We start from the raw sequence: 21,773 nt of genomic DNA, 5'->3' as shown, positions 1-21,773 counted from the left end.
CACTCGAGCGTGTAGCAGATGCTTCAGCTTCTGAGGCACCGCAGGTGCCCTTGGTCCTTCTCTGAGCGCTGGTCCGGATCATCACGATCCAGCGTCACCGGGCCGGTTGTCTTCACGAAATCGCGCTCAGGGCATAGCGATTGGTTATATCGTGGTCAAGGCGTATTGCAGGGCAGCGCGTGACTGTGGACACTCCCACTTTCTCGACTGTTATTCACCGAACAACCGGGTTTCTCTGTTTCAGAGAACGGCCCCAGGGAGCGTCATGATGCCCGAAAAATTGATGGTACCCACCCGGTGTTCCGTCTGCCACAGTGAGGACCTGCGTCTGCTGGAGGTGGTTGGCGAGGTGCCTTACTGGCGCTGTGGTCGCTGTGAAGCCACGTTGATGGCGCCGGAGCACTGGCTGGACCGGGATGCGGAAAAACGCGTTTACGATCTGCACGACAACAATCCCGAGGATGAAGGCTACCAGCGCTTCCTCACCAAACTGGCGGACCCGATCCTGACCCTGGCCCCGGACGAGGCCCACGGGCTGGATTTCGGCTGTGGACCGGGACCGGCGCTGGCGAAGATGCTCGCCGCCAGAGGCATGGAGGTGTCGCTCTACGATCCCTTCTACGCGCCGAATCCGGAAACCCTGGAGCAGACCTACGACTTCATCACCTGCACCGAGGTGGTGGAGCACCTGCAGGATCCGAACACCGTCTTCCGGCAGCTCGACAACCTGCTCAAGCCGGGCGGCTGGCTGGGCGTGATGACCTGCTTCCAGACCGACGACGCCCGCTTTGCCAACTGGCACTATCGGCGCGATCCGACCCACATCGTGTTCTACCGGGAGAGCACCCTGCGCTGGCTGGCCGAGTCGCTGGGTTGGGAGCTGGAAGTGCCGGCCAAGGACGTGGCGCTGTTTCGTAAACCGGTGGCGGCCTGATTCCGGATGGTCTCTGGTCGTTCAGAACAGGACGGCCAGGGCGATCGAGATACTGAAGAAAGACAGCACGGTGCCTGCCAACAGAATGCTTGAAGTGAGTCGCCGATAGCCGTAAAGGCTGCCGATGATGGGATAGACGCTGGCCATGGGCATGGCCGCCAGCAGGATCGCAGCGGTCTGCAGCTGCGGGTCGAAGTCCGGCAACAGCCAGATCAGCAGCACCATCATCAACGGATGCAGCGTCAGTTTGCCCAGCGCCACCCCGCCAATCTCCCCGATATTCCCGATATTCCCGCGCAGCGACGTGCCCACCAACGACGCGCCCACGAAGAACAGGGCCACGGTCGCCGACGTGCGGCCCAGCATATCGAGACTGTCCTGCAGTACCTGGGGTACCTCAACGTTGGCCAGCGAGGCCAGAACCCCGGCCACGATCGCAATTACCAGCGGGTTGCGGACGACCCGGCCGGCCACCGGGCGAATGATGGCGCCCAGGGATTCACTGTTGCCGCGCCCCTGACTGAATTCCATCACGATCAGGGCCACCGGCAGGACAACCATATTTTCGATCATCAGGTTCATCGCAAAGGCGTTGGTGGGCGGGTCGTCGAAGGCCAGCAGCAACACCGGCAGCCCGACAAAGGCGCTGTTGGACATCGACATGCCCATGCCCTTGATGGCGCCCTGACTCAGGCTGTCCCCCTTGAGCGCCTTGCTCAGTCCAATGCCGGCAACGAAAGCGAGCATCGACCCCAGACCGTAAACCAGCAGGTAATGCCGGTCGATGACCTCGCTGAAGGCCATTTGCGACACGGTACTGAAGATCAGTGCCGGCAGGGCGAAATAGATGACGAATCGACCCAGGCCCGCCACGGCTTCTGCGGGGAATAAGCGGGTCCGTACGGCAATGAATCCCAGCGCAATGATGATGAAAATCGGTGCCGTCGTGGAGAGGATGGAAAGCAAGCGCACTCCTTGCGCACACGGCGGCGCCAACCCGGTTATGACAGGTCGGCGTCAGGCGTGTGGAATGGTGGACGGATCAGGCCGCGGCCGTTTTGAGCCGGGCCTGTTCCAGAATATCAGTTAGCCAGCGACCGGTCGCGCCGCCTGCGACTAATTGCTGGGCCAGCTGGTCTACGTCGATGTGCTCGCCGGTGCGGTCTTCGATCCGCTGCAGCAGGTGGCGGTTGCCCGAGAGGGCTTCCTCGGCGCATTGCTTGACCAGATCGGACGCCTTGTCCCGTCCCATCGAGCGGGCCAGTTCGAAGGTGGCGGCCTCGGCGTAGATGACGCCGTTGTAGGCGTCCAGGTTGGCGCGCATGCGCTGGTCATGAATCTCGATAAACCGGAGTCCGTCCAGAGCGTGACGAAGCGCAACGCTTGAAGCCATGAGCTGCTGTGGCAACTGGAACCACTCCTGGGTCCAGGCGCTGCCGCTGCGTTCGTGTTCCTGCAACAGGGTCTGGTGCATCTGGCCGACGGCGGCCGCGCTGGTGCGGGCCATGGCCACGATGATTTCCGCGTCCACCGGATTGCACTTCTGCGGCATGGTGGAGGAGCCCCCGCCGTTGCTGAAGCGAATCTCACCCACTTCCGACTGGGCCAGCCAGAGCCAGTCCTGGGCCATCTTGCCGAGGCTCCCGGTTGTCAGGCCAAGCCAGCCGGACAGTTCCGCCAGGGCATCCCGCTGCGTGTGCCAGCAGGGTCCGGCGGCCAGGCCCAGGCGTTTCGCCAGGCGTTCGTTGATGTCTGCGGCCTGTTCGCCCATGGCTGCCAGGGTGCCGACGGCGCCGCCCAGCTGCAGGCGGAGCAGGCGCGGACGCAGTTCGTCCAGGCGATCCAGTTGGTGCAGCAGCGGCGCCAGCCATTGAGCCACTTTCAGCCCGAAGCTCATAGGCACGGCCTGCTGGGTACGGGTTCGGCCGGCGATCAGGGTGCCGCGATGCGTCTCCGCCAGGTCGGCCAGGCCGTTGATGACGGCAAGCAGGCGAGCCTGATGGTCGATCAGAATCTCGCGAATGTTAAGGATCAGCGCCGTGTCGACGATGTCCTGGCTGGTGGCGCCATAGTGGACCCAGCGGGCGTGCCCGGCGGGCAGGGCCTCTTTCAGCGCTTTGACCAGCGCCGGTACCGGCACCCCGGCCGAGGCGACGCCTTTCGCCAGGCTGGCCGGATCCGGTGTCAGGGACGCCGCCGCAGCGGCAATGGCGTCGGCGGCGTCCTGAGGGATCAGTCCCGTTTCCGCCTGGGCCAGCGCCAGTTCGCCTTCGACGGTCAGCATGGCCCGGATTTGGGCGGCGTCTCCCAGATGCTGTGCGGTTCTGGCATCGGAGAGTAACTGGCCGTAGAGCGGGGAGTCGAAAGGCGATACCTGAAACATAGGGGCGTTGGCGTCCATGGCTGGTGATCGGGAAGGGCGGATGCCCGCTATCCCATGATAGCGGGTCCGGCAGCCCCTGAAGAAATCCGTCGGGGCTGCCGTGTTGCAAGTGGCGCTCAGAAATCGAAGAACACGGTTTCGTTGTCCCCCTGCATCCGGATATCGAAACGGTATTCGACGCCGGTGGCGGTGTCATTGCGGGTCGCGATCAGGGTGTTGCGACGGTCCGCAGGTACCTTCTCCAGCACCGGGTCCGCGGCATTCGCCGTGGATTCGTCACTGAAATACAGACGCGTGTAGGCGTGGTTCATGATCCCGCGACCGAACACGATGACGCTGATGAACGGCGCCACGCCGTCGCGGATCGTGCCGGGCTTGATGGTGTCGAAGCGGAAGCTGTTGTCTGGCGTGGTACCGGTGCCGAAACGGCCAAAGCCCTTGAAGGCCGGATCCAGCGGGCGCGCTTCCCGGGCGTCATTGGGGTGGTCGAAGCGTCCGGCGGCGTTGGCCTGCCAGATCTCGATCATGGCGTCGTCCACCACGTCGCCATGGCCGTCGAGCACACGGCCGACAATGCGGATACGCTCGCCCTGGGTCTGATCGGTCACCAGGCAGCCGTCGGCATACTGGGAATGTGGGTAGTGGTACTGCTGGGCCGTCAGGCCATAGGCAAAGTAGGGCCCCACAGTCTGGGAGGGTGTTTGCTTCATTACCATGGGATCAGGCCTCCACTGGCGTGGCGTTGACGCCACGCAGAACAATGTCGAAAACGTAGCCAAGGGCGTAATTCTCTTCCGTGACGTCGATGGAGAACTGGCTGACAAGGCGCTCACGGGATTGAGCCGGCACGGACTGGTAGATCGGATCCAGATCCAGCAGCGGGTCGCCCGGGAAGTACATCTGCGTGACCAGGCGGGTGGCGATGGTCGGCCCGAACAGGGAGAAGTGAATGTGGTTCGGGCGCCAGGCGTTGGGGTGGTTGCCCCACGGGTAGGCACCGGGCTTGATGGTGATAAACCGGTACTTGCCGTTCTCGTCGGTCACGCAGCGGCCGGCACCGAGGAAGTTCGGATCCAGCGGCGCATCGTGTTGGTCGCGAATGTGCACGTAGCGGCCGGCCGCGTTGGCCTGCCATACCTCCACCAGCGTGTTGGGCACCGCATCGCCGTTTTCGTCCAGTACGCGACCGGTGACAATGATGCGCTCACCCAGCGGTTCGCCGTTGACGCGGCCGTTGCGGGTCAGGTCGTTGTCCAGCGGGCCAAGCACCTCTTCACCGAAAGCTGGCCCGGTCAGTTCGGCCAGTTCCGGATCGATCTCCACCAGGTTGCGGGAGACACCGCGCAGGCGGGAGGACTTGTACTCGGGGCTGAGATAGCTGGGATGACTGGCCCAGTCACGTGGTGTGAATTTGCTCATTGTTCCGTCTCTCCATCAATAGCGACGCCGATGCTTTTGTAGGCGTCTTTGGCAATGCGGATGGCCGTATTGGAGGCCGGCACACCGGCATAGACGCCGAGGTGCAGCAGTGTCTCGCGTACTTCCTCCAGGGACGCGCCCGTCTGCCGGGTTGCCCGGACGTGCATGGCCAGTTCGTCCTCATGGCCCAGGGCGGCCATCAGGGCAATGGTGATCAGGCTGCGGTCGCGCCGGCTCAGGGTTGGACGGCTCCAGACCGAGCCCCAGGCGCTTTCGGTGATGAAGCGCTGGAACGGCTCGTCAAACGACGTCTTGTTGGCTTCGGCCCGGTCCACATGGGCGTTGCCCAGCACGGAACGGCGCACGGTCATGCCCAGCTCGTAGCGGCTTGAGGCGGGAGTGTGCTGACTCAGGAAATCCATGATCAAATGGGCCAGCGCTTTCGGTTGTTCCACGCAGGGCAGATGGCCGGCCCCCTTGATGACTTCGAAACGGCTGTCCGGAATCAGGTCTGCCAGGCTGCGGACCAGATCAGGCGGCGTTGAGCCGTCTTCCGAACCGACCACGCACAGGGTCGGCTGTTTGAGCCCGCGGGTACCGGCTTCCAGGTCGGTATCGCGGATGGCAGCACAGGTACCGCCGTAGCCTTCGACCGGCGTGCGCACGAGCATGTTGCGCCACAGGGGCATAGCGTCGCGCTGTTCGTCATGGAATTGCGCCCCAAACCAACGCTCCAGGATGCCGTCAGCCATGCTTTCGAGACCCTGGTCGACAAGCGCGTCGATGCGGGTGTTCCACATGTCGGCCGTACCGATGCGATGGGCGGTGTCGCACAGGATCAGGTTCTTCACCAGGTCGGGCCGGCGTGCTGCCACGCCCTGGGCAATCTGGCCGCCGACGGACAGGCCACACAGGTTCACCTGTGACAGTTCCAGTGCGTCCAGCAGACCGATCAGGTCATTGATGTGGTCGTCCGGGTGGTAAGGCGCCGGCGGGCAGGACGAGAGCCCATGGCCCCGCTTGTCGTAGCGCAGGAAGCGGAACTGGTCGCGGAGGTAAGGCAGCAGCGGTTCCCAGACTCGCAGGTCGGTACCCAGCGAGTTCGAGAAAACGATCAGCGGCAGATGGGCCGGACCGTCCAGCTGGTAATGGAGCGTCTGTCCATTGACAGAAAGGATGTGCATGAATCAGGGCCTATCGTTTTTGGCGGCTTTGGCTCTACTCTTGTGCATCGCTTTTGTTATGTAAAATGACCCTTTGTCGTTTTTGTATATTGAAATTGGCATGAGTTGGATGCGGCTCAGTCGGTCTGCCGGGCGCAATCCCTGACCGCATTCATAAACAGCTGCAGGGCTGGCGTCGGCTGGGTGTCGGCGCGGGTGGTCAGGCCGACCTGCCCCAGGGTTTCCGTGGTTTCCAACGGTAATTCGGCAAATTCGTCGGCCTCGATTTCCCGCGCCACCACGCCCCGGGAAATGATCCAGACCGCATCGGTCTGGCGGATGTACTCCTTGCCGAAGGCATCGGAAATGGTCTCGATGCGGTCGGGCAGGGTGCCGATGCCGTGGGCGAGCAGGAAGCGCTCCACAGGCGCGGCAATAATGGAGTCTTTGGGCGGATAGAGGACTGTGTAGTCGCTGATCGCCTTCAAATCGAGGGACGTTGTTTTCAACAGCGGATGACCCGGGCGGACCACAAACGTCACGCGTTCGGAATAAAGATGCTGGAACGACAGGCCTGACATCAGGTCCGGCTCCGCCAGTCGCCCCACCACCAGATCCAGTTCGCCGACGCGGAGCTGACTGAGCAGCAGGGTGTTGGGGCCGGCCACGAGTTTCAGCGTCACATCCAGCCCGCCCTGGCGGAAGCGTATGACCGCCTGGGGCAGGACGCTGGCGGCGACCGTCGGCAGCACGCCGATGATCAACTGGGTTTTGCCACCCTGCTGGGCTTGGAGGATACTGTTGGTCCCTTCCCGCAGTGCTGCCACGCTGGCGCCGGCGTAACGCAGAAACACCTCACCGAACTGGGTCAACTCCACGCTTTTCTTGCTGCGTTCCATCAGACGGACGCCCAGCATCTCTTCCAGCTCTTTCAGCTTCTTGGACACGGCCGGCTGGGTTAGTGCGAGCACATCCGCCGCACCGCCGACACTGCCCTGGCGCGCGACTTCCAGGAAGCACTGGAGGTGGCGGTACTTGATTCGGTTTTCCAGCACAGGTGTTGCTCCGGTCTGTCAGGACATCATATGCCTGTTCAGTATGAAAACAGACATCAAGCTCTTCATGACATATCAAAAGTGATATGTATGGCAAGCGTGAAAGCGTGTTTGCGATAGGCGCGTTGATGAAGGGGAGGTGTGTCGGGCGACGCTGACCGGTTCGGAAGTCAGGGGCGCCCGATGATCGGGGCAGGCTCAGGCCAGTTTCGGCACCTTCTTCATGCCGCGCCGGATGGCCTGTTCCAGACCGGCGCTGATCACCTTGCCGCTGAAGGGGATGAAGTCGTCGAAGCGGATGGTGTAGTTCACCACGGTCTTGCCAGCGACATCGGCAAAGCGGATGCGGCCGAGGTGGTTGCGGATCGGGCTCATGCTGGTCACGGTGTATTCGATCAGCGCGTCCTGCTCGAACGCGATCACCGTTTCCTCCAGCCCCAGCGGGCCGACACCGATGCGGCGGACGGAACCGACGCCATTCGGGTCGGCCTGGTTGCTGTCCTTGATGCGCTTGATTGGGGCGCCGAGCACGCCGCCCAGTCGCTTGTGGTCGGAGAACAGGGCAAAGACCTTGTCCTTCGGCAAATCGTATTGTTCCTGAATTTCAATGGTATAGCTGGCCATGTCTGGGTCCGTTCTTGTTGTCAGGTGGTCCAGACTATCAGTTTTTCCCGCCAACTGAAGAGGGCGGTCTGCTCCTGACCATCATTTGTCCCTCAATGCCGCCGGGTATGCCGGTAGTCCCGCGGCGATACCCCCATCACCTTTTTGAACAGCCTTGAGAAATAGTAGCTGTCCTCGTAGCCCAGGCTGTCGCTGATCGACCGGAACGACAGGTCCGAGTTGTCCAGCAACTGGCAGGCCCGTTCCACTTTCAGGTGCAGGAAGTGCTGGATCGGCGCCACGCCGGTCAGCGAGCGGTAGCGGGTGGCGAAGTGGGCCGGCGACAGGCCGGACAGTTCCGCCAGGTTTTCCAGGGTCAGGCGCTCATCCAGGTGTTCCTTCATGAAGCCGTGCAGGCTGTCCAGGTCCAGCGGCTGGCGGTGGGCCAGGGGCTCGGCACACAGCGGTACGGCGGCCAGCAACTGGCGCAGCCGGTTGGCGGCGTGGATCAGGCCGGACGGGCGGAAGCCGGTCTGCTGCACCGACAACAGGCCGTTGAAGTCCACCAGCAGCCTTGGTTGCTGACCCACATGCCGGATCAGCGTTTGCCGGGAAAACCCCATGTGTTCACAGAAGGCGGGCGCAAGCGATCCCGCGAAGTGGACCCAGTGCAGCGACCAGGGCTGGTCGGTGTCCGCGCTGTAGCGGTGAGCGGCGCCTTTGGGCAACAGCAGTAGGTCGCCCGCGTGGATATGGTGGCTTTCGCCTTCCACATTCAGGTGCGCCAATCCGTCGGTGCAGTAGATCAGCAGGTGATCGTCGTGATGCTGGCGATGCATGTGATGGCCCCGCGCCTGCCGGTAATGGCCGAAAGCGAGTGGATACAGGTCCTGGGTCAGCGGATGGGTGTCGAGCATCTGCACCATTCGCGACGGCACCACATAGCGGATGCTGTCCGAGGGCAGCGGCCATTGTGACGTGCGGGTCATTCTCCGTCCTGATTATTGTTGTGAGTGTTTTCGAAAAATAATCCATCACGAGCGAAATTTAGTCAATCTAATCGTCTATCCCGCTGTGCTAGGATCATTTCAAAGTCGGTGCTGAAGCGGTTTGTGTCGCTTGAGTACCTCCTCCTTGCCGACAAGAACAACAGGGGAATCAGTATGAAAAAAGTGCCACTTTTTATTGAGGGCGAGTTCTGCCAGAGCGCAACCAACGACTGGATTGATGTCACCAATCCCGCCACCAACGAAGTGATTGCCCATGTGCCCTGCGCTACCGAAGACGAGATGCAGCGTGCCATCGCCAACGCCGGCGAAGCCTTCAAGACCTGGAAGGAAACCCCGGTCTCCGAGCGGGCCCGCCTGATGATGCGCTACCAGGCCCTGCTGAAAGAGCACCATGACGAAATCGCCGAAATCCTGTCCCAGGAAACCGGCAAGACCTTCGAGGATGCCAAGGGCGACGTCTGGCGCGGCATCGAAGTCGTGGAGCACGCGGCCAACATCCCGTCCCTGATGATGGGCGAGACCGTCGAGAACGTGGCCCGCGAAATCGACACCTATTCCTACACCCAGCCGCTGGGTGTGTGTGCCGGCATCACCCCGTTCAACTTCCCGGCGATGATCCCGCTGTGGATGTTCCCGATGGCCATTGCCTCGGGCAATACCTTCATCCTGAAGCCTTCCGAGCAGGACCCGCTGACCCCGACCCGTCTGGCGGAACTGTTCGTCGAAGCGGGCGCGCCCAAAGGCGTCCTGCAAGTCATCCACGGCGCCAAGCCGCAGGTGGACAAGCTGCTGACCGACCCGGCGATCAAGGCGGTGTCCTTCGTCGGTTCCGTCCCGGTCGGCCGATACATCTATGAGACCGGCACCAGGAACATGAAGCGCGTGCAGAGCTTCGCTGGCGCCAAGAACCACATGGTGATCCTGCCGGATGCGGACAAAGATCAGGTGATCAGTGCCCTGGTCGGTGCATCCGTCGGTGCCGCCGGTCAACGTTGCATGGCGATTTCCGTGGCCGTGTTCGTGGGCGAGGCCCAGGAGTGGATTCCGGAAGTGAAAGAGGCCCTGGCGAAAGTGCGTCCGGGGGCCTGGAACGACTCGGGTGCCAGCTACGGCCCGGTCATCAGTGCCAAGGCCAAGGATCGGATCGAACAGCTGATCGGTCGTGGCGAGGAAGAGGGCGCGCGCCTGCTGCTGGACGGTCGCGGCTGCACCGTCGACGGCCTGCCCGACGGCAACTGGGTCGGCCCGACGCTGTTCGCCGGTGTGAAGCCCGAGATGGGCATCTACAAGGAAGAGATCTTCGGCCCGGTCCTGAGCTGCATGGAAGTGGACAACCTGGGCGAGGCCATCGAACTGATCAACAACAGCCCCTACGGCAACGGCACGTCGATCTTCACCAACTCCGGTGGCGCGGCCCGTCGCTTCCAGCATGAAATTGAAGTGGGTCAGGTCGGTATCAACATTCCCATTCCGGTGCCCCTGCCGTTCTTCTCCTTCACTGGCTGGAAAGGCTCGTTCTACGGCGACCAGCATGCCTACGGCAAGCAGGCGGTGAAGTTCTACACTGAAACCAAGACTATCACGGCCCGCTGGTTCTCCAGCGACGCGGTGGCCGGACCGAACTTCTCCATCCGCATGCATTAAGGGTGGCCGGTTATGGATTTCGCGCTGAACGAAGACCAGCTGGCCTATCGTGATGCTGCCAAGGCCTTCGCCGAGAAGGCCATGGCCCCGCACGCGGCCGGTTGGGACATCGACCATACCTTTCCGCTGGAAGTGATCCGCGAAGCCGGGGAGCTGGGGTTCTGTGGCCTGTACACGCCGGAAGCGCGCGGTGGCATGGGGCTGTCGCGGCTGGACACCTCGGTCATCGTCGAGGAACTGGCGGCGGCCTGTCCGTCCACGGCGGCCTACATCACCATCCACAACATGGCCACCTGGATGGTGGCCTGTTTTGGCAGCGAGGCCATGAAGCAGGATGTGGCCCCCCGCATGGCCAGCGGTGAGTGGCTGGGCTCCTACTGCCTGACGGAACCCGGTGCCGGGTCCGATGCCGCCAACCTGCAAACTAAGGCGGTCCGCGAGGGCGACGGCTATCGGCTGACCGGCTCCAAGGTGTTTATCTCCGGAGCCGGGGCCACGCAAATGCTGGTGGTAATGGCTCGCACCGGGGCGCCGGACAGCGGCGCCAAAGGCATCTCCGCGTTCGTCGTTCCGGCGAACAGCGAGGGCATTCACTACGGCAAGTCGGAAGACAAGATGGGCTGGCACAGTCAGCCGACCCGTCAGGTCAGCTTCGACAACGTCTACGTGCCGCTGGAAAACCGGCTGGGCGAAGAGGGCGAGGGCTTCCGCTTCGCCATGAAAGGGCTGGACGGCGGTCGCCTGAACATCGCCACCTGTTCGCTGGGCGGCGCTCAGGCGGCGTTGGCGCGCACCCGGGACTATATGCACGAGCGCAGTCAGTTCGGCCGTCACCTGGCCGACTTCCAGGCGCTTCAGTTCAAGCTGGCGGACATGGCCACCGACCTGGTGGCGTCCCGGCAGATGGTACGGCTGGCGGCCTGGAAGCTGGATCACGGCGACCCGGAAGCCACGCTGCACTGCGCCATGGCCAAGCGGTTCGCCACCGACGCCTGCTTCGAGGTCTGTAACCAGGCCCTGCAACTGCATGGTGGTTACGGCTACATCCGCGAGTATCCGCTGGAGCGCTACGTGCGCGACCTGCGGGTGCACCAGATCCTGGAAGGCACCAACGAAATCATGCGACTGATCGTCGCCCGCCGGGTGCTCGAGTCCGGCGTCGTCGAAGCGATTCAATAAGGAGAACACGGTAATGAGCGATCTGATCCAGCTCGAAAATCGCGGGCATGTGGCCATCCTGACCATCAACAACCCACCGGCGAATACCTGGACCGAAGAGTCCCTGGGTGCCCTGGCAGAGACGATTGAGGCCCTGAACGCGGACCGCAATATCTTTGCCCTGGTGGTGACCGGGCAGGGCGAGAAATTCTTCTCCGCCGGCGCCGACCTGAAAACCTTTGCCGACGGGGACGAAGGCCGTGCCAACCGCATGGCCCAGGCATTCGGCCACGCCTTTGCGACCCTGAGCCGGTTCCGTGGCGTGTCGATTGCGGCGGTGAACGGCTACGCCATGGGCGGTGGCCTGGAATGCGCCATGGCCTGCGATATCCGTATTGCCGAGGAACACGCCCAGATGGCCCTGCCGGAAGCGGGTGTTGGCCTGCTGCCCTGCGCCGGCGGCACCCAGAATCTACCCTGGCTGGTGGGCGAGGGCTGGGCTAAGCGCATGATCCTGTGCGGCGAACGTGTGAAGGCGGACAAGGCCCTGGATATCGGTCTGGTGGAAGAAGTGGTGCCGTCCGGGCAGTCGCTGGATAAGGCCATCGAGCTGGCAGAGATGGCGTGCAAGCAGAGCCCGTCGTCCATCGCCCGCTGCAAGTCGCTGGTGATGAGCGCCCGTGACGGCCGGTCCCACGACGACGGCTGGCGCATGGAGCGCGAGCTGTTCGTGGAACTGTTCGCCACCGAAGACCAGCGTGAGGGCGTCAACGCCTTCCTGGAAAAACGCACACCCGAATGGAAGAACCGGTAACGGTTGGAGTCAGCATGTCAGAACAAACCATCCTCTTTGACGAGAAGGCGGCCGCCGGTGGCAAGCGCATCGGCGTGGCCACCCTGAATCAGCCCAAGGCGCTGAATTCCCTGTCCCTGCCCATGATCCGGGCGCTGGAAGACCAGCTCGACCAGTGGGCAAAGGACGACGGGATTGCCGCCGTCTGGCTGGAAGGCGCCGGCGACAAGGCATTCTGCGCCGGCGGTGACATCGTCGCCCTGTATCGCTCCATGACCGAAGGCGCGTCTGGCCCGGACGAGGGCGTTGAGTTCTTCACCGAGGAGTATGCGCTGGACTATCAGATCCACACGTACCCCAAACCGGTCGTGGCCTGGGGGCATGGCTTTGTCATGGGCGGCGGTGTCGGCCTGCTGGCCGGTGCCTCGCATCGCGTCGTCACCGAGCAGTCGCGGGTGGCCATGCCGGAAGTGACCATCGGTCTGTATCCGGACGTCGGCGCCAGCTGGTTCCTGAATCACATGCCGGGTCATTTGGGGCTGTTCATCGGCCTGACTGGCGTCCACCTGAACGCGGCGGACGCCTGCTTCCTGGGGATGGCGGATCGGCGGATCGCCCACGATCACAAGGACGCGGTACTCGAAGCACTGGCGCAGTCGGAAAAGCTGACGGAATCCGCAGAAACGGCGGTGAACAGCGTGCTGCGTACCTTTGAAAGGGAATCCATCGCGGTTATGCCGACGTCGGCCGTGCGCGAACGGCTGGACGCGATCAATGCCCTGATGGACGCGGACGATCTGGTCACCCAGGTGCAGCGCATTGCGGACTATGACGGCGACGATGTCTGGCTCCAGAAGGCCGCGAAAGTCGCGAAGACCGGCTCGCCTACGACCATGGCGATCCTGGAGCGTCAGTTGCGGGAGACCCGGCTGGATGGGCTCAAGGCAGTGTTCGACAAAGAGCTGAAGCTGTCGACCCGCTGCCTTGAGAAGGGCGAGTTTGCCGAGGGCATCCGGGCGTTGTTGATCGACAAGGACAAGCAGCCCCGCTGGCGGTATCCGTCGCTGGAGAGTATGGATCCGGCGTGGGTAGAGAGTTTTTTCGAGTAGCACCGCGACGGTGGTGGAGCGTGATCGGGCGCCTGCGGCGCCTCAGAAGCTGAAGCATCTGCTACATGCTCGAGATAGCTGGGCAATGTAGCCGACGCTTTAGCTTCGGAGCTGCCCGCAGGGCAGCCGGGACGTTGACCACCCAACGGGCGATTCCCGAACAAAAACAACAGGAGAACGAAACATGGCCAACATCACCTTTATCGGATTGGGCAACATGGGCGGCCCGATGGCCCACAACCTCATCAAGGCCGGGCACGCCGTCACGGTCTTCGATCTTTCTGCCGATGCGGTCAAGGCTTTGGTGGACGACGGTGCCCGCACCGCCGATACCGTCCATGCCGCCGCCGAGGGCGCGGAAGTCCTGATCACCATGCTGCCGGCCGGTGAGCATGTGGAAGCGGTCTACCTCGGCGACGAAGGGCTGCTCAACATCCTGACGTCGTCCACGCTGGTCATCGATTCCTCCACCATCGCGCCGGAAACCGCCCGGGGCGTGGCCGAGAAGGCCACCGAGAAGGGCATCGCGTTTCTGGATGCACCGGTCTCAGGCGGTGTGGGTGGCGCCAAAGCGGGCACGTTGACGTTCATCTGCGGTGGCGAAGACGCGGCGTTCGATCGGGCCAAGCCGGTTCTCGAGGGCATGGGCAAGAACATCTTCCATGCCGGTCCCCACGGCGCCGGGCAGGTGGCCAAGATCTGCAACAACATGCTGCTGGCGATCCTGATGAACGGCACCTGCGAGGCGCTGGCACTGGGCGTGAAGAATGGCCTGGATCCGGCGGTCCTGTCCGAGATCATGCGCCAGAGTTCCGGCGGCAACTGGGCGCTGAATGTCTACAATCCCTGGCCGGGAGTGATGGAGGGCGTGCCGGCCTCCAACGACTATCAGGGCGGCTTCCTGGTGGACCTGATGAACAAGGATCTGGGGCTGGCGTTCGACAACGCCGTGAAAAACAAGGCACCGATTCCGATGGGATCACTGGCCCGCAACTTGTACGCGCTGCATGGTCAGCAGGGCAATGGTCGCCTGGACTTCTCCAGCATCCAGCGCTTCTATCGCGGCAAGGAATAAGTGCCGCGACATGACCACCGCGTCATCCGCATGGATTCGCGGTGGTCGACTCCGCTAGACTGTGGCGACAAAAACAGACGGCACCGCAGCCCACAAGGAGTTCCCCCTGCATGACCGACGAGTCCCGACAGTCCGGTTCCGATAACGAAGACAACGACGTCACACCCGACACGCGCACCCTCGCCGGACTGACCATCCCGAACAACCTGGCGACGCCCATCTACGGTCTGTTCACGCTCGGGATTCTCTACACGCTCTACGTTGCCCACCAGATCATCCTGCCGATTACACTGGCGATACTCGCCAGCCTGCTGATGGCGCCAGCCGTGCGGGGCGCCCGCAAGCGCTGGAGGGTACCTCGCGGCGTGACGGCCCTGGTACTGATCCTGGGGCTTTTGGCCGGTATGGCCGGCGTAGGCTGGGCGGTGTCGTCACCCATCATGGAATGGGTCGAGAAAGCCCCGGAAGGTATGTCGCGATTGCTGGTGGGTGGCAAGGGCATCACCACGAGCCTGGAACGCGTTACCGAATCGGCCCGAAAGGTCGAAAAGAAAATGGAAGAGCTGTCCAAGGGGGATGAGCCCACCAAGGTGGTGGTGCAGTCCAACTCCTGGCAGCAGACGATGTTCACCAAGTTGCGCAACGGGGCGACCGGCCTGGCCCTGGCTCTGGCACTCAGTTACTTCCTGCTGGTCAGTGGTGACAGCCTGATCCGCAACTTCGTGCGCCAGCTTCCCAGGGGGGACCGGCGCATGGTGCTTCGGGTGGTGCGGGATTCCCAATCCCAGATTGCCCAATATTTGATGGTGATCAGCGCCAGTAACCTGTTGGTGGGTGTCCTGACCGGGTTGATGTGCTGGGCCGTGGGGTTGCCTTCGCCGGTCGTTTGGGGGCTGATTGCGGGGCTGGCCCGATTCGTTCCCTACCTGGGCGTGATCGGTACGGTGGGCCTGCTGGCGGTGATCTCGCTGACCACGCTGGACCAGCTTTGGATGATGATGATCGCGCCCGTGGGCTATCTGGCCCTGACCTCGGTGGTGGGATTTTTCCTGGAGCCCTATATCCACGGTTTCCGGATGTCCATCAATCCCGTGGTGATCTTCCTGTCGATTTTCTTCTGGGGCTGGCTGTGGGGCGCGATCGGCGTCGTGATGGCCGTGCCGCTGATGACCGTCCTGCAGGTGGTGTTGAAGCAGATCCCCAGACTGCGTCCGGTCTACCGCGTCATTGCCCGTTAGCGGCATGATCTTGCCGCCCGGGCGTCAGCCCCGGGCCGTCCTGTCCGACGAACCGCCGGTCACCCTATCGGTGGCGTATTCCACCGGTTCTTCGCCGGTTGCGGCTTCAAAACCGATGCTACCCAGGGCCGACAGGGCGCCGAGCGCGCCGCCATAGAGCGTGCAGCCCGCGACCTGCGGGGCGTAGCCAATCTCGTCACCCGTCAGCTCCCGGTAGTAGGTGCCGACGATGGGAATGTGCTGCAGCGGATTCACGATATCCACCAGATCGCCAGCGGACAGGCTGTCGCCGTCTTCGAAGAGGCCGCGGTCGCTCTTGTTGGTGAATGTACCGGTCGGGACGTCGGCATCGGCAGAGTCGCTGTCTGTGGTTGTCCCGGCCGCGGTCTCCGTGGCTGCCACGGGTAGCACTGCGCCCAGACTGTCCGCCACGGAGGCCCCCAGGGCATTGGCCGCCAGGCTGCCGACGGTCTGTGTGGTCTGGGCGGTATTGTCGCTGCCGGAGGCCGACATCGCCTGGGCGAACAGTTGGTCGAACGCGCCTGAGTCGGTGGCGCCGGTGGTATCCGATTGCGTACTGGCGTTACTGCTGGTGGGGCCGGAAAAAATACTGCTGATGTCCATGGCGGCTCCAGAATCCCGGTGAACCGGGTGAATGAAATCCGTACCGGCGGCAAGCGTTGGCGGTACGACGGCGATTTACAGCGTGCAATGCAGGATTCAGGCCACGGCCTGGTTCCGGTTTTATCTGCATCATCAGACCTTTGGATTGGCATCGCCCCCTATACCCTTGGCAGAAAAATAACCTAACCTGACAGGGAGCCTTGTCCGCTCTGGTGGCGCGACTATCGAGCGGCCAGCGTCTGTTCATGGGCATTGCGGGTGGGATCTGATTGGAAGTCCCGGAAGAGCTCGGAATGGTCCTGAGCGTTCAGGGCCTTGCCGGCGTGCCATCAACGGGCATGCCCGTTCGGCTATGACATGTGAAAGCGGATGGTCATTTTCGACCGCCCGCGGATAAAGTGGGAGCGACCTATGCAAAACGACGGTACGCGGCACCGGATGCGGTCCATCGGCCTGATCGATATGCAGTCAGGCGGCGATGTCAGCCGCATCATCACCTACGGCGTGGGGCAACTGCCCGGAGACTCGGTGCTCGAGAAAATGCGCTATATCCAGCAGCACGGCGACGGCTTCCGGCGGCTGCTGTTGTCTGAGCCCTACGGCGATCCCTACATGTCCCTGGACCTGATCGTGGAGCCCTCCAATCCCAAGGCCCAGGCGGGCTACATCATCATGGAGGCGATGGGGTATCCGCTGTACTCAGGCTCCAACACCATCTGCACCGCCACGGCCGTTCTGCAGAGCGGGATTATACCGATGGAGGAGGGCGAGCAGTCGATCGTGCTGGAGTCGCCGGCCGGATTGGCGCACATCAAGGCCTACAACGAGAATGGTCGGGTCCAGTCGATCACCACCCAGGGCGAGCCGGCCTATGTGGAGGCCCGGGATCAGGTTGTCGATGTGCCGCATTACGGTCAGGTGCGCTATGACCTGGTCTGGAGCGGCGCCTATTTCGCGCTGGTGGACGCGGCCCATTTCGGCTTCAAACTCACGGCGGATGAAATGCCGGCCCTGGCCGCCTTTGGTCATGCCCTGGTGACGGCGGCGCGACCGCAGGTGACCCAACAGCATCCGGAGCTGGGCGAGGTCGGCCCATTGCCGTTCGCCCATTTCATGGGCCCTCTGGAGCCGGTGGGCAGCGAGGGTTATCGAACGCCGTCGGCGACCTATGTGCATCCCGGCGTGATTTGCCGCAGTCCCACCGGGACCGGGACGTCCGCACGACTGGCGCTGATGTACGACGCCGGCGACATCCACGAAGGTCAGTGGATCGAGACCGTCTCGCCCCGGGGCAGCTCGTTTGTGGGTAAGGTGCTGGGTGAGGCGACCGTTGCCGGGCACCGGGCCATGGACAGCGATATCACCGGCAGGGCCTGGACCCTGGCCCGCTCCGAAATCGTGGTGGATCTCGACGATCCTTTGGTGGACAGCACGGATCTGGAAGACGTACTGGATACCTGGCCCGGCTGATCTCACTGAACACCGGCGTCCCACCCGGGCCGCCGGTGCCTCCCGCTCTCTTTGCGTCGCCGTGGCGCATCAATTGCAAACTCTCCCTGGCACGACGACGGACCGGGCCTTTTCCGGCCGAACGCCTGTTTTTAAGGCACCACCACAGTGCATACGACCAACAATGGGGAGAGTGTCATGAACAAAGAACTGATGACCGCCAGGATTCTGGACGCCAAGAACAGCAAAGGGATGACCTGGGAAACCATCGCCGAGGCCGTCGGCCTGTCGCCGGTTTTCACAACGTCCGTCTGCTTCGGTGCCAACAGCATGACCGAAGACAAGGCCTCAGCGCTGTGTGAGGTGCTGGGACTCGACGGCGAGGTGGCCGCGGCGCTGCAGGATTGCCCGTATAAGAGTTGGGACTGGACGGTCCCCAAGGACCCGCTGATCTACCGTTTCTACGAGGTGACGGGTGTCTACGGCGATACGATGAAGGCACTGATCCATGAAAAATTCGGTGACGGCATCATGAGCGCCATCGACTTCACCCTGTCGGTAGACAAGGAGGAGAACCCGGCGGGCGACCGGGTTGTGGTTACCATGAACGGGAAGTTCCTGCCCTACAAGAAATGGTGACATCGGCCTTTGTCCGGTGGGCTTGGCAGGGTTGCCTGCCCCGCCGGAATGGCAGCCTCAATCACGATTTGGATCGGTATCAATAAGTGCTATAGGAAAATGGTTTACAAATGAGAATTATTCTCATATTGTAAATGCCAATGGCATTGATCGATTTTGTCCAAAGAGGGGCTGACCATGCAGCTGCTGTTAAGGAAGAACAGTTTTGCCAGCAAGTCCGGGCTGCTGAAGGAGACAACCGAGCCGCGTGACCGGGAAATACTCGAGGGTCTCAAGGTCGCCGGTATTGCGCTGGGTGTGGCGCTCGTCGCCGGCCTGCTGTCGGCGACCGGCGGCGTCCTTTGATGTTGTTGCGGGCCCGGTCACGGGCCCGGCTGTTTTCAGGTGCGGATACGGTCGGCCAGTCGATTGGCTTCGCCGGCCATGCTCTCCAGTTCCGGGAGGGTGGCCAGGTTGTTCTGGGCCGCCTTGCTCATGGCTTCTGAAATTTCAGCCACGCCGGCCACGTTCCGGTTGATATCCTAGTGTCCCTTAACAAACGTTCGTCGCATGTCAGAGCCTCACAGCGCCATCCTGGCAAGGCGGGTACCGCCGGGAAGGGTCATTCCCTTTCCAAGGTGCGCAACGCAGACAGGATGGCGCTGTGAGGCTCCCTCCGGGCGCGGCTGTGCAGCGCCCTGGCTACGTTGCGCTGACTCGATTTGGAACCACCAAACCTTCGCCAGCGCGCCTTGCCAGGGCGCTGCACAGTCACGCTGACAGGCGACGAACGTTTGTTAAGGGACACCAGCAGACACTGGTCTGCTCTTCCGCGGCGGTGGCCACCTGCGTCGTCGCATCATTCACCTGGGTCATTCGCTGGCGGATATCTCCCAGGCTGGCCCTGACCGTCGAGACCGCTTCACTGCTTTGTTGACCGACCACCTCGCTGGCGCGCATGAATTCCATCGCATCGCGGGAGCCGGATTGAATCGTCCCGATGATGCGATCGATTTCTACCGTGGCGTCCTGTGTCTTGGAGGCGAGGGTACGCACCTCATCGGCCACCACCGCAAAGCCACGGCCCGCTTCGCCGGCCCGTGCCGCCTCAATGGCGGCGTTCAGCGCCAGCAGGTTGGTCTGGTCGGCAATCTCCCGAATCACTTCCATCACCTTGCCTACTTTCTGGCCATCATCGGCAAGCTTGGACACGGTGTCGCTGGAGCTGCGGATCTGGGCAACCAGCCGTTCCATGCTGTCGACGGCGGACTCGATCTGGTTGTCCGCATCATCGGTCTGCCGGGCCGTCTCATTGACTTCACTGGCGACGGTCGCTGCATGGCGGGCCACATCCTGTGCCGTGGCGGACATTTCGTTCATGGCCGTCGCAATCTGGTCGATTCGCAGGTGAGCGTCTTCGGCACGGTCCGACACCATATTGGCGTTGGTGCGGATGGTATCCCGGGTGCCTTCCAACTGGCCGGCATTGCGGCTGAGCTGGTGGCTGGTCTCGACCAGGAAACCGTGCAGCTGTCGGGCCGCATCGGCCAATTTGCCGAGTTCGTCCCGGCGCTCAAGGGTGGCAGCCTGGGTGGCGTCGCCATCACCCAGCCTTTGGATATTGTTGATCAGTTGCTGGGTGGGGCGGATAACGGCCCGCACCAGAACGATGACGCAGCCCATCGTTCCCAACAGGATCGCCAGCAGGAGAACAGCACCGAGGGTATGGGCGCGACTGGAGACATCCTGTTCCAGGCGATTGAGGTCAGCCACGGCATCCGCCCGGATATCCATGGCGGCTTTCTCAATAAGCTGGCTGGGCTCGCGATCTATGCCGCGGACGGCGGCATCGCCGACTTTGTGGTCAAAGCCGGAGTCGACAAAAGCTTGATAGCCTTTTTGGTAGGCCTGTCCCATTTGCTGATGCGCCGCCTGGAAGCGGGTCAGGATATCCCGGGCCTTGTCATTGTGAAGGCGCGGTAGCAAATCCTTCAGCGCGGCCTGGACTTTGTCTTCCTGATCCTGGAACTGCTGCCAGTACTTCTTCCGATCGTCGGCCTTGTGGCCGCGCATCAACGTATTCTTCCACTCCTGCACCTGAGTTTTGAATTCACTCAGTATGTCCTGCACTTCCATGGCCTGGCCCAGATCCCGTGATCCCAGGGTGTAGAACTCATCCTTGACCTCCAGCGAATAGCTGAAGTAAAGCCCCGCAACGATGGCGATGACCAAGTTGGCGCCGATAATAATCGTCAGCACCCGATTCAGGATACTCCGGGTGTACCAGTGCATCAGTTAACCCTCAAACAAGACAATAAGGGTCGGATCGGTTGTTCCGACCCGACTGGCGCACAAGTCTATGAAAGAAAGATTACAGTTTTATTAAGATCCGTTTGTGGCGTGCCGTGTTACACCGTTTTCAGGACGGTGGCACTGTGGCGGGTTTGCGATGTCACGTTGTGGATCCGCAAGGAGGCCAGCGCTGAATCGGGGTCACCGCCTTCAACGCTTTGTACAAATTCGGCGATGCTTTCAGCAAGTTCGTCCGGATGGCTCAACGGCGCCCAGTGCCCCGCGTCCATGTCCCGGCGATACAGGGCGGGGACCCACTCGTGCAGGTCTTCGAACAGCTGGGCGCCCACGTAGCGGTCCTGTCTGGGGACGATCAACTGCACCGGGCAGTGCGCATAACGCACACGGGGGCTGAGCAGATGGGGCAGCATGTTGGCCCGGTACAGGCGGGTGCCATCGCGCCCGTCGGCCGTCTGGTGGGGGTTGGGCGTCTCCTCGGCAATGCCCTCGCTCGCATTCAGGTAGGCCGGCCAACGCTCTACCAGTAAGGTTTCCCACAGCGTGGGCGCGACCCAGGGCAGTTGGAACGCGAAGATATACCAGGAGCTGCCCAACTGTCGCAGAAGCTGGCCGACCCGGCGCGGTGTGGGGCGGGCCAGGCGGGCGCGCATCCAGTGACCGACGTGGTCGAGGCAGGGACCGGACAGCGTGGTGAAGGAGGCAATGCGATGCTGCAGGGGGCGGCCGGTGACCGATTCCCAGCTCTGGATGGACCCCCAGTCGTGCGCGACCAGGTGGAAGCGGCGGTCGGGCAACAGGGCATCGACCACGGCTTCCAGATCCCGCGCCAGCAGGGACATGCGGTAGTCCCGTGTCCGGGCGGGCCGGTCGGAAAGACCCGCTCCACGGACATCGTAGGTGACGACATACCAGTCGGACGCGAGGCGTTCGGCCACCCCGTTCCAGACCTGCTGGTTGTCCGGGTAGCCGTGCACCAGAACGATGGCCGGCGCTTCGGGATTGCCCCGGGTGGTGGTGAAAAGCTGTACCCCGCAACCCTGAATGTGTTGTTGTGTGGCCATGGGTGACTCCTGCAGACGACGGGTTCGGATAAAGCACTACTCTAGCGTCCGTGCCGTCGTTCTTGGATGGCCGCAGGGGCCGCGTTGTTTACCGTCAGGGCCAAACCTTCGCGGGCAAATCGGG

At 62.6% G+C, this 21,773-nt stretch carries 21 protein-coding genes; 10 read left to right on the top strand and 11 right to left on the bottom strand.

What is annotated here, in order from left to right; genetic code table 11:
* The first annotated feature begins 265 nt into the window (after positions 1–265).
* Positions 266–934, top strand: coding sequence for a class I SAM-dependent methyltransferase (locus EB809_RS13185; protein ID WP_190294898.1), 669 nt, complete (start codon positions 266–268; stop codon positions 932–934).
* A gap of 21 nt (positions 935–955) precedes the next feature.
* On the opposite strand, the gene EB809_RS13180 is transcribed toward EB809_RS13185, so the two are convergent.
* From EB809_RS13180 to EB809_RS13145, 8 genes are all read right to left on the bottom strand, one after another.
* Complete coding sequence (locus EB809_RS13180) at positions 956–1,900, bottom strand: AEC family transporter (protein WP_123635289.1); 945 nt, start codon at positions 1,898–1,900, stop codon at positions 956–958.
* Positions 1,901–1,976: 76 nt separating this feature from the next.
* On the bottom strand, positions 1,977–3,317 hold the full coding sequence (locus EB809_RS13175; protein WP_123635288.1) for a lyase family protein: 1,341 nt from the start codon (positions 3,315–3,317) through the stop codon (positions 1,977–1,979).
* Between the two features lie 116 nt (positions 3,318–3,433).
* The gene (gene pcaG / locus EB809_RS13170; RefSeq protein ID WP_123635287.1) at positions 3,434–4,033 is read right to left on the bottom strand and encodes a protocatechuate 3,4-dioxygenase subunit alpha; all 600 of its coding nucleotides are present in this window, start codon (positions 4,031–4,033) and stop codon (positions 3,434–3,436) included.
* A 4-nt stretch (positions 4,034–4,037) separates the two neighbouring features.
* Entirely contained in the window at positions 4,038–4,736 is a 699-nt protein-coding gene (pcaH, locus tag EB809_RS13165) for a protocatechuate 3,4-dioxygenase subunit beta (protein WP_123635286.1), read from the bottom strand.
* Positions 4,733–5,920 (bottom strand): 3-oxoadipate enol-lactonase, encoded by a 1,188-nt coding sequence (gene pcaD, locus EB809_RS13160; RefSeq protein ID WP_123635285.1) that lies wholly within the window; start codon positions 5,918–5,920, stop codon positions 4,733–4,735. Before pcaD ends, pcaH begins: the two co-directional genes overlap by 4 nt.
* Before the next feature lie 116 nt (positions 5,921–6,036).
* Entirely contained in the window at positions 6,037–6,954 is a 918-nt protein-coding gene (gene pcaQ / locus EB809_RS13155; protein ID WP_123635284.1) for a pca operon transcription factor PcaQ, read from the bottom strand.
* Between the two features lie 198 nt (positions 6,955–7,152).
* Complete coding sequence (locus EB809_RS13150; RefSeq protein WP_123635283.1) at positions 7,153–7,578, bottom strand: SRPBCC family protein; 426 nt, start codon at positions 7,576–7,578, stop codon at positions 7,153–7,155.
* A 92-nt stretch (positions 7,579–7,670) separates the two neighbouring features.
* Positions 7,671–8,546: an AraC family transcriptional regulator gene (locus EB809_RS13145; RefSeq protein WP_123635282.1), complete on the bottom strand. Its 876-nt coding sequence runs from the start codon at positions 8,544–8,546 to the stop codon at positions 7,671–7,673.
* Positions 8,547–8,720: 174 nt separating this feature from the next.
* Here EB809_RS13145 and EB809_RS13140 point away from each other — a divergent pair, with 174 nt between their 5' ends.
* The 6 genes from EB809_RS13140 (at position 8,721) to EB809_RS13115 (ending at position 15,584) form a co-directional block, all read left to right on the top strand.
* Positions 8,721–10,211 (top strand): CoA-acylating methylmalonate-semialdehyde dehydrogenase, encoded by a 1,491-nt coding sequence (locus tag EB809_RS13140; protein ID WP_123635281.1) that lies wholly within the window; start codon positions 8,721–8,723, stop codon positions 10,209–10,211.
* Between the two features lie 12 nt (positions 10,212–10,223).
* Positions 10,224–11,390: an acyl-CoA dehydrogenase family protein gene (locus EB809_RS13135; protein ID WP_123635280.1), complete on the top strand. Its 1,167-nt coding sequence runs from the start codon at positions 10,224–10,226 to the stop codon at positions 11,388–11,390.
* A gap of 13 nt (positions 11,391–11,403) precedes the next feature.
* Entirely contained in the window at positions 11,404–12,183 is a 780-nt protein-coding gene (locus EB809_RS13130) for an enoyl-CoA hydratase (protein ID WP_123635279.1), read from the top strand.
* Positions 12,184–12,197: 14 nt separating this feature from the next.
* Positions 12,198–13,271, top strand: a complete 1,074-nt coding sequence (locus EB809_RS13125) for an enoyl-CoA hydratase/isomerase family protein (RefSeq protein ID WP_123635278.1) — start codon at positions 12,198–12,200, stop codon at positions 13,269–13,271.
* A gap of 184 nt (positions 13,272–13,455) precedes the next feature.
* Positions 13,456–14,346 carry a 3-hydroxyisobutyrate dehydrogenase gene (gene mmsB / locus EB809_RS13120; protein WP_123635277.1) on the top strand — a complete coding sequence of 297 codons (891 nt, stop codon included), beginning with the start codon at positions 13,456–13,458 and terminating at the stop codon, positions 14,344–14,346.
* 110 nt (positions 14,347–14,456) lie between these two features.
* Positions 14,457–15,584, top strand: a complete 1,128-nt coding sequence (locus tag EB809_RS13115) for an AI-2E family transporter (protein ID WP_123635276.1) — start codon at positions 14,457–14,459, stop codon at positions 15,582–15,584.
* 24 nt (positions 15,585–15,608) lie between these two features.
* Here EB809_RS13115 and EB809_RS13110 read toward each other — a convergent pair whose 3' ends face one another.
* Positions 15,609–16,208, bottom strand: a complete 600-nt coding sequence (locus EB809_RS13110; RefSeq protein ID WP_123635275.1) for a hypothetical protein — start codon at positions 16,206–16,208, stop codon at positions 15,609–15,611.
* 411 nt (positions 16,209–16,619) lie between these two features.
* Here EB809_RS13110 and EB809_RS13105 point away from each other — a divergent pair, with 411 nt between their 5' ends.
* From EB809_RS13105 to EB809_RS20955, 3 genes are all read left to right on the top strand, one after another.
* The gene (locus EB809_RS13105; RefSeq protein ID WP_123635274.1) at positions 16,620–17,678 is read left to right on the top strand and encodes a proline racemase family protein; all 1,059 of its coding nucleotides are present in this window, start codon (positions 16,620–16,622) and stop codon (positions 17,676–17,678) included.
* Between the two features lie 177 nt (positions 17,679–17,855).
* The gene (gene cynS, locus EB809_RS13100) at positions 17,856–18,296 is read left to right on the top strand and encodes a cyanase (RefSeq protein ID WP_123635273.1); all 441 of its coding nucleotides are present in this window, start codon (positions 17,856–17,858) and stop codon (positions 18,294–18,296) included.
* 177 nt (positions 18,297–18,473) lie between these two features.
* The gene (locus EB809_RS20955) at positions 18,474–18,641 is read left to right on the top strand and encodes a hypothetical protein (protein ID WP_190294897.1); all 168 of its coding nucleotides are present in this window, start codon (positions 18,474–18,476) and stop codon (positions 18,639–18,641) included.
* A 405-nt stretch (positions 18,642–19,046) separates the two neighbouring features.
* Here EB809_RS20955 and EB809_RS13095 read toward each other — a convergent pair whose 3' ends face one another.
* Entirely contained in the window at positions 19,047–20,567 is a 1,521-nt protein-coding gene (locus tag EB809_RS13095) for a methyl-accepting chemotaxis protein (RefSeq protein ID WP_123635272.1), read from the bottom strand.
* Between the two features lie 116 nt (positions 20,568–20,683).
* Positions 20,684–21,649 (bottom strand): alpha/beta fold hydrolase, encoded by a 966-nt coding sequence (locus EB809_RS13090; RefSeq protein ID WP_123635271.1) that lies wholly within the window; start codon positions 21,647–21,649, stop codon positions 20,684–20,686.
* Positions 21,650–21,773 lie beyond the last annotated feature (124 nt).

This window comes from Marinobacter sp. R17 (assembly GCF_003789045.1).
GTDB lineage: Bacteria > Pseudomonadota > Gammaproteobacteria > Pseudomonadales > Oleiphilaceae > Marinobacter_A > Marinobacter_A mangrovi.
This window is presented reverse-complemented; position numbering and strand designations above follow the sequence as displayed.